The sequence below is a fragment of the Phaeovulum sp. genome (assembly GCF_047638075.1).
Lineage (GTDB): Bacteria > Pseudomonadota > Alphaproteobacteria > Rhodobacterales > Rhodobacteraceae > UBA6197.
On sequence record NZ_JBLJBV010000035.1, the window covers coordinates 1 to 4,390 of the forward strand.

General features: G+C 56.2%; 5 protein-coding genes. All 5 read left to right on the forward strand.

Going from position 1 to position 4,390, the window contains the following annotated elements; all coding sequences use genetic code 11:
* The coding region (locus ACM62R_RS05220; RefSeq protein WP_415183004.1) for a hypothetical protein at positions 1-289 on the forward strand (289 nt) is incomplete at its 5' end.
* A 105-nt stretch (positions 290-394) separates the two neighbouring features.
* Positions 395-1,690 carry a glycosyltransferase gene (locus ACM62R_RS05225; RefSeq protein WP_415183005.1) on the forward strand — a complete coding sequence of 432 codons (1,296 nt, stop codon included), beginning with the start codon at positions 395-397 and terminating at the stop codon, positions 1,688-1,690.
* A gap of 4 nt (positions 1,691-1,694) precedes the next feature.
* Entirely contained in the window at positions 1,695-2,684 is a 990-nt protein-coding gene (locus tag ACM62R_RS05230; protein WP_415183006.1) for a lysylphosphatidylglycerol synthase transmembrane domain-containing protein, read from the forward strand.
* Positions 2,681-3,622, forward strand: coding sequence for a glycosyltransferase family 2 protein (locus ACM62R_RS05235; RefSeq protein ID WP_415183007.1), 942 nt, complete (start codon positions 2,681-2,683; stop codon positions 3,620-3,622). The genes ACM62R_RS05230 and ACM62R_RS05235 overlap by 4 nt, the downstream gene beginning before the upstream one ends.
* Positions 3,623-3,629: 7 nt before the next feature.
* On the forward strand, positions 3,630-4,277 hold the full coding sequence (locus ACM62R_RS05240) for a class I SAM-dependent methyltransferase (protein WP_415183008.1): 648 nt from the start codon (positions 3,630-3,632) through the stop codon (positions 4,275-4,277).
* Positions 4,278-4,390 lie beyond the last annotated feature (113 nt).

Here is a 4,390-nt window from a genome sequence, read left to right on the forward strand (position 1 = left end):
AACCACCCCTTCTGCATACTGCGGTAATCCTATCTGCATCGGTTTCGTCGGGGCAGGTTGGTTGGACTCTCTGCCGACCTGCGGCAACACGGCGAAAATTGACAGTCTAGCATTCCTCGACCCGCCGTTGGGCATGATGTTCGTATCCGCCGCAAAGCTGAACAGAACCATGTCATTGCCAGTAGCAGCGCCAAGTCATGCGCCGTTCCCTCTCAGACGGGCGGTGTTCCAGTTCTTCCGGCGAGAGGTCGCTCTGAACCTAGTCGATCAATTCGGCGAAATGCTTTGACGTATGCAACCCTCGTAACCCTGCCTTCCGCGCAACGGATCGATTCACCATATCCGAACTACATGATGAATAGCGGATGGGTCGCCTTGGCCTTGAATATTGTCCGTGCTCAAAGAGAAAATGCTGACAACGTCTGATTTTGGCCGCATTTTTAGACCAAAAGGCATTGTAAAGACGTGCGACATCAAATGTTCTAGGGGCTGCGAACAAATGCAAATCAATCCTATTTCGGTCGCATTTGTGCTTCCGTGTCTTAACGAAGTTCGGACAATCGAGTGGTGTGTCAAGCGCGCGTTGGAGGCTCTTGACCTCATCAATCAGCGTTTTGGCCTAAGCGGCGAAGTGATCGTGGCCGACAACGGAAGCACTGATGGCAGTCAGGAGGTTGCCAGAAACGCAGGTGCACGTGTGGTTCCGGTCAGCGAAAAAGGATACGGCGCGGCGCTACTGGGCGGGTTTGAATTCGCCAAAGCAGACTACCTCGTCATGGGGGACAGCGATTGTTCCTATGATTTTGTCGAGGCGCTTCCGATGGTCGAAAAACTGCTCGAGGGCGCCGATCTTTGTATGGGGTCACGGTTTGCCGGCGAGATCAAACCTGGCGCGATGCCTTGGAAAAACCGCTATATCGGCAATCCGGCGCTTTCTGGGATACTTCGGTTTCTGTTCAACACGAAAATCAGCGACGCTCACTGCGGTATGCGCGCCTTGACCCGCGATGCCTATGATCGGTTGAACCTGTCGTCTACGGGGATGGAGTTTGCCTCGGAAATGGTGTTGAAATCCGTTCTGATGAAGCTGAAAATGGCGGAAGTTCCCATTACGCTCTCGCAGGATCAGCGTGGCCGACCACCGCATCTCAGCCCGTGGCGGGATGGGTTCCGGCACCTGATTTACATGCTGTTGCTCAGCCCGACCTGGCTTTTCATGGCGCCAGCGGCGCTGATGTTTGTCGTCGGTTCGGTGCTGATGGCCTTTCTCGTCGCGGCGGGCGATAGCGAAATCGTCTGGCTGGGAAGCTTGCGGTTTGGCGATCATTGGTCAATCGCGGCGAGCGCCTCGCTTATAATCTCACTACAAACCGCTTTGATGGGTGTCTATGCGCTGCTCAACAGTTACCGGGAAGGGTTTAGGCAGCCCGGAAAGTGGGCGATGACATTCCTCGGTAGTTCGCGTCTGCAATACTGGCTTGCGGCGGGAATGCTGTTGATGGCTGCAGGGTTCTCTTGGGCGTTCTGGATTGCGGCCGACTGGGCTGCCTCTGAATTCGGCTCTCTGGATTCGATGCGGGCGCTGATTGCTGCGGCCACGACGATTGTGATTGGTTCACAAATCTTTTTCTCAGGCTTTTTGATTTCCGTCTTTTCGGGCAACCGGTCGCGGCACGGATTAGGCGTATAATGCCATGGGGGCGGAGAAAGCACTGACATCGATCGGTACCTCTGCGGCGGAGCAGTGGCGGTCGGTCCTGATTGCCTTGTTGCTCGCCACATCGCTACTGGCCGGGCTGGCGATTGAAAGTGGTTTGACGCCTGCCGGTCTGACGCAGGCTATCGGCGGTGTCCCGGTATGGGCTTATGTACTGATTGCCATCGTGCAAGGGGGCATAATCTTTCTCGCGGCGCTTAAATGGTGCCTTATTCTGTCGAGCAACGGCAATGAACTGGAGATCCGAGAGGCAACCCGCGCCACGACGCTGGGCGCGTTGGGCGGGCAGGTCATGCCAATTCAGCTTGTCACACCGGTTGCGCGAGCGTGGATCGCGCGAAAACAAGGCATCGCTCCGACGCGGGCGATTGGAACCTCGCTTTTAGAACAAGTGTTTGAAGTCATCGCGCTGGCGGCGATGGGTATGGCTGCATTCGTCACCAGTGTGTTCGACATGACATTCCTATCAAGCGTTATTTTGTCGCTTATGGTCGCCATTACGCTCACGCTTTTCGTGCGCTCTGGTCTAGGCTTGGCGCAGAGCGCGTTTGCCGCGCTTGCGAAACTGGTCTCGGAGAAATTCAACAAGTTCGCAGAAGGATTTGCGAACGCCCGCCTGCTGTCCCGCAAACTGCTGTTTCACCTGATGGGTCTTAGCATGGTGCGATATTCGATGCTGGCAGGGTTGAACGTGTTTGTCCTTGGGCAACTCGCCCCTGACGTCGATCATATGGTCTTGCTTGCCGCTTATCCCCTTGTGCTTTTGCTGATGTCGCTACCGTTCTTTCCCGGCGGGTTGGGTGTCGTGGAATTGACTTGGGTCGGCGTTCTTGTGGCTGCGGGCGAAGCCACCGCCAGCGCATCGGAAACGGCCATTGCATTGCGCATTATCTCTACCTTCGGGTTTTTGTTGATTGCGCCCATCCTGATTATGCTTCCAGAGCAGCGGGAGAAGACGGATCAATGACCACGTCCTGGCTGAGTGTTCTGATGCCGATATACAACGGCGCCGCGACGTTGCCGCGCACCTTGGCCTCCCTTTTAGGTCAGGTTGAGGGGTGCGAGGTGATCGCCGTCGTCCAGAAGTCTGATGATGACAGCCGTTCGATCCTTGAGGCGCATGAAAACTCTCTGAACCTGCGCATTATCGACGCCCCCGAAAGCAAGAGCTGGATGACGAACACCAACATCGCGCTTGCAGAAGCGAAAGCACCGCATGTCACAATGCTGCATCAGGATGATCTGTGGCGCGCCGGACGCAGCGCCGCTCTGCGTGAGATGATGACGGCGATGCCGGACGCGAAGATGTGGTTGCACGCGGCGGAGTTCATTGACGATCATGACCGGGTCGTGGGGCGCTTTGCCCCACCTTTTGGATCAAAGCCTTCGCTGTTGGCCAGTGAAGAGGCGCTCGCCCATCTGCTGGTGCAAAACACCGTCGCGCTGCCTGCGGTCATGTTTCGCCGCGATGATGCGCTCGGCTCCGGCGGACTGGATGAAGACCTGTGGTACACGGCCGACTGGGATCTTTGGTTGCGACTGACAGCACTTGGCCCGGTCGCGTGGAATCCCACCGCTTTGGCGGCATTTCGCATTCATTTCGGGTCGCTGACCATGACGGGCTCCCGCAATGTGGGTGAGTTTCGTCAGCAATTGGCGATACCCGTTGATCGGCACATCACGGCCCTTCCCCCTGCAAAGGCGCGGAAGGTTGGTAATTTGGCCAAGATATCGAACAATCTGAACGTCTGCCTTGCCGGGGCTTACCACGGCCATCGCGGTGGTATCTGGCCCCTCGGCCTGCAAATTCTGCGGCTTGGCCCAATCGGGTGGTACCGGTTTTTTCGAGATACAAACATTGTCGGTCGCGTGTTGCCACGCCTGAGACTTCGACAGAAATCGTGAGGAATACATGGAATCTATTGGTAGAACCGTCAGGCGCGCATTTGGCCCGTATGAACGTCAGGTATCAGAGCTCTACCGCCGTTTCTTTATTGATCTAGAGGATCTTGCAGCGTGCATCCGCGAATGGGTCACTCCGGAAACGATCCTCGAAATTGGATGTGGCGAAGGTGCGCTGGCAGAACGGCTGGTCCGGGATTTCCCCAACGCGCATTACACTGGCATTGATATCATTGCTCATCTGGGGCGCATGTATGACGGTCCCGCCGATCGCGTGTCGTTTGTTCAGATCACCGCAGAGGAACTGGCGAAAACCAGCGACAAAAAATACGACCTGATCGTCATCAACGATGTCATGCACCATGTGCCGACCGAACTGCGCGCCGGTATTCTGGAGGCGGCTCGTGAGATGTTGGCGCCAGGTGGGCGGCTTATCTTCAAAGACTGGGTGCGTCGCCGAACACTGCCGCATCTCGCGGTATATGTGGCCGATGTTCATATCGGCGGCGACAAGGGCGTAAGCTACATGACGAAGGATGATCAAGTTAGCCTGATTGCCGATTGTTTCGGTGAAAAGTCAATATTGAGCGAACGCCCCATCAATCCCTGGAAACAAAACCTTGCGCTTCTCGTTGCGGCGGCGGATTGCGGGGTATGACAGCCGCGCGCATGGAGCCGGTTTCAAACGCCATCGACCGGACGTCCGGGTTGGTGATCAAACTGGTCATGTTTGCTTTGGCTTTGAAAGTCGTCACGCTGTTTGCGTTGTCG